We start from the raw sequence: 5,614 nt of genomic DNA, 5'->3' as shown, positions 1-5,614 counted from the left end.
GCGCCCGGGCCAGCGAGGCGCGGGCGTCGGCTGGCAGGCGGGCGTCGTTCCCTAGCCAGGTCACGCTCACCCGCAGGCCTTGTGCGGCCAGTAGTGCCGCGGCTTCGAGGCCGTCGCCACCGTTATTGCCCGGGCCGCAGGCAACCCAGACGCTGCGTGCATGTGGCGCCAAGGCGCGGGCGAGCCGCGCCACCGCGAGACCGGCGCGCTGCATCAAAGTGTGCGGGGGCAGTGCGGCGGCGGCGGTCTGCTCGAGGTGCCGCGTGCCGGCGGTGTCGTGCAAGGGCCAGGCGCGGCCGGGGACGATGCGGTTCATGGGGGCATTGTGCGTTCGTGCCCGTGGCCGCTGGCTCAGGCCGCGCGCGTCTGTGCCAACGCCGCCTCGATCTGCAGCCCGACGTTGAGCACCGTGTCGTCGCGCATCGGCCCGTGCCAGACCATCAGGCCCACCGGCATCTCGCCGGGGGAGTGGCAGGGCAGGGAGAGGGCGCAGCCGTCGAGCATATTGACCACGCTGGGGTTGCGCAGCAGCAGTGCGTTGACGCGGAAGAATTCGGCGTCGCGTGCGGCGTCGGCGGCGGGGTCGCGGCCATCGGCCGGGGCCAGGCTGGCCAGGGTGGGGGCCAGCAGCGGTGTGGTGGGCGAGAGCAGGGCGTCAAAGCCAGCCAGCGCACGGCCGATGCGGGCGATCCAGGCTTGGCGGGCGGTGTGCAGTTGCACGTATTCGTAGGCCTTCATGGCCGCGCCCCGCTCGATGCGCGTGCGCACCCGGGGGTCGTACTCGTTGCCGCGCTCGGCGAGCAGCTGCTGGTGCCAGGCATAACTTTCGGCGGCCGCAAAGCCACCCGCCGCCTGAATGCCCGAGAGCTCGGCGATCTCGGGCAGGGCCATCTCTTGGATGCGGGCGCCGGCGCGGCGCAGTTGCGCGAGCGCCTCTCCAAAGGCCCGCGCCACGGCGGGCTCGAGGTCATCGAGCATGCCGGTGCTGGGCACCGCGAGGCGGTAAGAAGCCAGGGGCGCTGTAGCGCGCAGCACCGGGCGCTGGGTCAGCACCTCATGGGCCAGCACCGCGTCTCTCACTGAGCGGGTGAGGGCGCAGACGGTGTCGAGGGTGGTCGACAAGGGCAGGGCGCCCTCGGTGGGCACCAGGCGGGCGGTGTTCTTGAAGCCGACCAGGCCGCACAGGGCGGCCGGAATGCGGATGGAGCCACCGGTGTCTGAGCCCAGGCCGATGAAGGCCGCACCCGTGGCCACCGAGACGGCCGCGCCGGAGGAGGAGCCGCCGGGGATGTGAGGACCCGTGATGGGGCCGGTGAGGGGCGCGTTGCGGGATTCGGTGCCCGTGACCCGCGCAGCGGCCGGGTTGGCCGGCGTGCCGTGGTGCGGGTTCACTCCCACCCCTGAGAACGCGAATTCGGTCATGACCGTGCGGCCCACCACACTGGCGCCGGCCGCACGCAGGCGCTGCACCGCCCGGGCGTCTTGCTGGGCCGGGTGCGCGTGCTGTAGCACCCGGGAGCCGGCGGGGGTGGGCTGGCCGGCGAGGTCGAACAAGTCCTTCACCGAGACCGGCAGCCCGTCCAGGGGCAGGGGCCGGCCGGCGTCACGGGCGGCATCGGCAGCGGCCGCGGCGGCGCGGGCGCCTGCCGGGTCTAGGCCCAGGAAGGCCAGGTGGCAGGCCGGTGAGGTGGCGGCCTCGATGGCGCGCTCAACCTCCAGCGCCGCCCGGGTGCGGCCTTCGCGCAAGGCGGTGAGGGTGGCGGTGAGGTCGTTTTGCAGAGAGTCGTGGGCCATGGGCCCCAAGTTTGCCAGCCCGCTGTGGCATTTCGGCATGGCGGTCCGGTCCGGGCGGGGCACGGCGGGGCGCGTCTGGGCTTGTGGGCGCGAGCTTGCGGGCTGTGCCTTGCGGAGCGGGGCGGGGCGAAACGGGGCGAAACGGGGCTGAGCCGGGGCCAGATGGGCCCACGCCCTGTGCTAGACTCGTCTGGCTTCGTCGGGGCTGGTTTGCAACAGTGCAGGCAGCCTTCCAGCCAAAGCCAATCGCGGGCCCGCGCACCCTAGGTGCCACCCACTGCAGCAGCAGCCCAGGTGGTTTCAGCGCGGGTTCTAGACCCAACCTAAGAGGAAAGACATCATGTCCGTCACCATGCGCGAAATGCTGGAAGCCGGTGTCCATTTCGGTCACCAAACCCGCTTCTGGAACCCCAAGATGGCCCCGTACATCTTCGGCCATCGCAACAAAATTCACATCATCAACCTGGAAAAGTCGCTTCCGATGTTCCAGGAAGCGATGAAGTTTGCCCGCCAGCTGGCGGCCAACCGCGGCAACATCCTGCTGGTCGGCACCAAGCGCCAAGCCCGTGAAACCGTCGCTGAAGAAGCCCGCCGCGCCGGCGTCCCCTTTGTCGACCAGCGTTGGCTCGGCGGCATGCTGACCAACTTCAAAACGGTCAAGACCTCCATCAAGCGCCTCAAGGACATGAAGGCCCAGCAAGAAGCTGGCCTCGAAGCCATGAGCAAAAAAGAACAGCTGATGTTCGACCGCGAGATCGCCAAGCTCGAAAAAGACATCGGTGGCATTCAAGACATGGTCACCCTGCCCGACGCCATCTTTGTCATCGACGTGGGCTTCCACAAGATCGCGGTGGCTGAGGCCAAGAAGCTGGGCATCCCGCTGATCGGCGTGGTGGACTCCAACCACTCGCCCGACGGCATCGACTACGTCATCCCCGGTAACGACGACTCCTCCAAGGCCGTCGCTCTGTACGCCCGCGGCATTGCCGACGCCATCCTTGAAGGCCGCGCCAATGCGGTGTCCGACGTGGCCCGCGCTGTGGCCGCCGCCGGCGAAGACTCCACCGACGAATTCGTCGAGGTTGCCGAGGGCTCCTGAAGCGGCCCCCTGCCGTATCGCTCGGCATGAAAAGGGGCTCGCGAGCCCCTTTTTTTCAAGGCGATCCGACACCGAACCGCCACCGATCCGAACTGAACTGAACCGAACACACTGACGAGGACAACAATGGCTGCAATCACCGCAAGCATGGTCGCCGAACTGCGCGCCAAGACCGACGCTCCCATGATGGAGTGCAAAAAGGCCCTGACCGAGGCCGACGGCAATATGGAAAAGGCCGAAGAGATCCTGCGCGTCAAGCTGGGCAACAAGGCCGGCAAGGCGTCCTCCCGGGTCACCGCCGAAGGCGTGGTGGCCACCTCCATCCACGGCACCACGGGCGCGCTGCTCGAGGTCAACTGCGAAACCGACTTCGTCACCAAGAACGACAGCTTCCTGGCCCTGACCCAGGCCGCTGCCGACTTGATCGCCAAGCACAGCCCCGCCGACATCGCCGCTCTGGGCGCGCTGCCCTACAGCCAGGACGGCTTCGGCCCCACCCTGGAAGACGTGCGCAAGGGCCTGATCGGCAAGATCGGCGAGAACATGTCGTTCCGCCGCTTCAAGCACTTCGCAGGTGCCGCCAAGCTGGCCTCTTACCTGCACGGCACGCGAATTGGCGTGGTCGTCGAGTTCGACGGCGAAGAGACCGCCGCCAAAGACGTGGCCATGCATGTGGCCGCCATGAAGCCGGTCGCTTTGACCAGCGCCGACGTGCCTGCCGAGCTGATCGAAAAAGAACGCGCAGTGGCCGCCGGCAAGGCCGAAGAAGACCGCAAGACGGCCGAGGCTGCGGGCAAGCCCGCTCAGCCGGCCGAGATCGTCGCCAAGCGCATCGAAGGTGGCGTGCAGAAGTTCCTCAAAGAGGTCTCGCTGTTCAACCAGCCCTTCGTGAAGAACGACAAGCAGACCGTCGAGCAAATGCTCAAGGCCGCGGGTACCACGGTGAAGGGCTTCACCCTGTACGTGGTGGGTGAGGGCATCGAGAAGAAGGTCGACGACTTCGCCGCCGAGGTCGCTGCCCAGGTGGCTGCCGCCAAGGCCGCTGCCTGATCGGTACACTGGAGTCCAAACGATCTGAGGAGCCCCCCGCCGATGACCACCGCCCAGCCTGCCCACAAGCGCATCCTGCTCAAGTTGTCCGGTGAGGCGCTCATGGGAGACGACGCCTTCGGCATCAACCGCGCGACCATCGTGCGAATGGTGCAAGAGGTGGCCGAGGTGGTGAACATGGGCGTGCAGGTGGCCGTGGTCATTGGCGGCGGCAACATCTTCCGCGGCGTCGCAGGCGGTGCGGTCGGCATGGACCGCGCCACCGCCGACTACATGGGCATGCTGGCCACGGTCATGAACTCCCTGGCCCTGGCCGACGCCATGGACAAGCAGGGCCTGACCGCCCGGGTGATGTCCGCCATCGGGATCGAACAGGTGGTCGAGCCCTATGTACGGCCCAAGGCGCTGCAGTACCTCGAAGAGGGCAAGGTGGTGGTTTTTGCTGCCGGAACCGGCAACCCCTTCTTCACCACCGACACCGCCGCTGCACTGCGCGGGGCCGAGATTGGCGCCGAGCTGGTGCTCAAGGCCACCAAGGTGGACGGCGTCTACACCGCCGACCCCCACAAAGACCCGACCGCCACCCGTTTCACCACCATCAGCTTCGACGAGGCCATGAGTCGTAACCTGGGCATCATGGATGCCACGGCCTTTGCCCTGTGCCGCGACCAGAAGCTGCCGATCAAGGTGTTCTCCATCTTCAAGAACGGCGCCCTCAAGCGCGTCGTTCTGGGGCAAGATGAGGGTACTTTGGTTCATGTTTGAGCCCGAGGAAGTCAAGCCATGAGCACCATCGTCGAGATCAAGAAGACCCTGGAAGGCAAGATGGACCAGTCCATCGAGTCCTTCAAGAACAACCTCACCCGCATCCGTACCGGGCGCGCCAATCCCGCACTGCTCGACACGGTGCAGGTTGATTACTACGGCTCCCAAGTGCCCATCAGCCAGGTGGCCAACGTGGCCCTGCTCGACGCCCGCACCATCGGCGTGACGCCCTGGGAAAAGGGCATGGGCGCCAAGATCGAAAAAGCCATTCGCGAGAGCGACCTGGGCCTGAACCCGGCCTCCATGGGCGAGCTGATCCGCGTGCCCATGCCTGCCATGAGCGAAGAGCGCCGCAAAGAAATGACCAAGCTGGTGCGCAACGAAGGCGAAAACGCAAAAGTGGCGGTGCGCAACCTGCGCCGCGACGGCAACGAGCAGGTGAAAAAGCTGGTCAAGGACAAGCTCGCGTCCGAAGACGACCAAAAGCGCGCCGAGGCCGACATCCAGAAGGTGACCGACAAGCACATTGCTTCGATCGACACCCTGGTGTCCGCCAAGGAACAAGAAATCCTGGCGGTCTGAGCGGCCCCGGTGTCCGACCAAGCCGAGCCTGCGCCGCGCGAACGCCCTGCGCGAGCCCGCTGCCCCAGCCGCTTGTCACGCCTGCGCCCGTCACCGCACGCGTGCCGTATCAGCAAGCCCAGCATCCGACAGGCCGGGCCGTGATCGCCACCATGCCCCACCATGTCGCCATCATCATGGATGGAAACGGCCGCTGGGCGTCGTCGCGCTATCTGCCGCGCCTGGCTGGCCACAAGCGGGGCCTCGACGCCTTGCACACCTGCGTGCGTCACTGCGGCGACCGGGGGGTCAAGGTGCTCACCGTGTTTGCCTTCTCCTCGGAGA

The 5,614-nt window shown here is 67.2% G+C and carries 7 protein-coding genes; 5 read left to right on the top strand and 2 right to left on the bottom strand.

Annotated elements, in window-relative coordinates; genetic code table 11:
- Positions 1-316: NAD(P)H-hydrate epimerase (locus tag QE494_RS12950; protein ID WP_300043851.1), on the bottom strand; the 316-nt coding region annotated here is incomplete at its 3' end.
- A gap of 35 nt (positions 317-351) precedes the next feature.
- Positions 352-1,779 carry an amidase gene (locus QE494_RS12945; RefSeq protein WP_300043853.1) on the bottom strand — a complete coding sequence of 476 codons (1,428 nt, stop codon included), beginning with the start codon at positions 1,777-1,779 and terminating at the stop codon, positions 352-354.
- Positions 1,780-2,134: 355 nt separating this feature from the next.
- Here QE494_RS12945 and rpsB point away from each other — a divergent pair, with 355 nt between their 5' ends.
- The 5 genes from rpsB to QE494_RS12920 form a co-directional block, all read left to right on the top strand.
- Complete coding sequence (gene rpsB / locus QE494_RS12940; protein WP_300043849.1) at positions 2,135-2,893, top strand: 30S ribosomal protein S2; 759 nt, start codon at positions 2,135-2,137, stop codon at positions 2,891-2,893.
- A gap of 126 nt (positions 2,894-3,019) precedes the next feature.
- The gene (gene tsf, locus QE494_RS12935) at positions 3,020-3,943 is read left to right on the top strand and encodes a translation elongation factor Ts (protein ID WP_300043848.1); all 924 of its coding nucleotides are present in this window, start codon (positions 3,020-3,022) and stop codon (positions 3,941-3,943) included.
- Between the two features lie 42 nt (positions 3,944-3,985).
- Entirely contained in the window at positions 3,986-4,708 is a 723-nt protein-coding gene (pyrH, locus tag QE494_RS12930; protein ID WP_300043846.1) for a UMP kinase, read from the top strand.
- Between the two features lie 18 nt (positions 4,709-4,726).
- Positions 4,727-5,290: a ribosome recycling factor gene (frr, locus tag QE494_RS12925; RefSeq protein ID WP_300043845.1), complete on the top strand. Its 564-nt coding sequence runs from the start codon at positions 4,727-4,729 to the stop codon at positions 5,288-5,290.
- 152 nt (positions 5,291-5,442) lie between these two features.
- On the top strand, positions 5,443-5,614 hold a 172-nt coding region (locus QE494_RS12920; protein WP_300043852.1), incomplete at its 3' end, for an undecaprenyl diphosphate synthase family protein.

Source organism: Ramlibacter sp., from assembly GCF_029866045.1.
In the GTDB taxonomy this organism is placed as follows: domain Bacteria; phylum Pseudomonadota; class Gammaproteobacteria; order Burkholderiales; family Burkholderiaceae_C; genus Ramlibacter.
This window is presented reverse-complemented; position numbering and strand designations above follow the sequence as displayed.

Excerpts from the sequence above, each read along its gene's own strand:
- rpsB (WP_300043849.1), top strand. The coding sequence starts at position 2,135 with ATGTCCGTCACCATGCGCGAAATGCTGGAAGCCGGTGTCCATTTCGGT.
- tsf (WP_300043848.1), top strand. The coding sequence starts at position 3,020 with ATGGCTGCAATCACCGCAAGCATGGTCGCCGAACTGCGCGCCAAGACC.
- pyrH (WP_300043846.1), top strand. The coding sequence starts at position 3,986 with ATGACCACCGCCCAGCCTGCCCACAAGCGCATCCTGCTCAAGTTGTCC.
- frr (WP_300043845.1), top strand. The coding sequence starts at position 4,727 with ATGAGCACCATCGTCGAGATCAAGAAGACCCTGGAAGGCAAGATGGAC.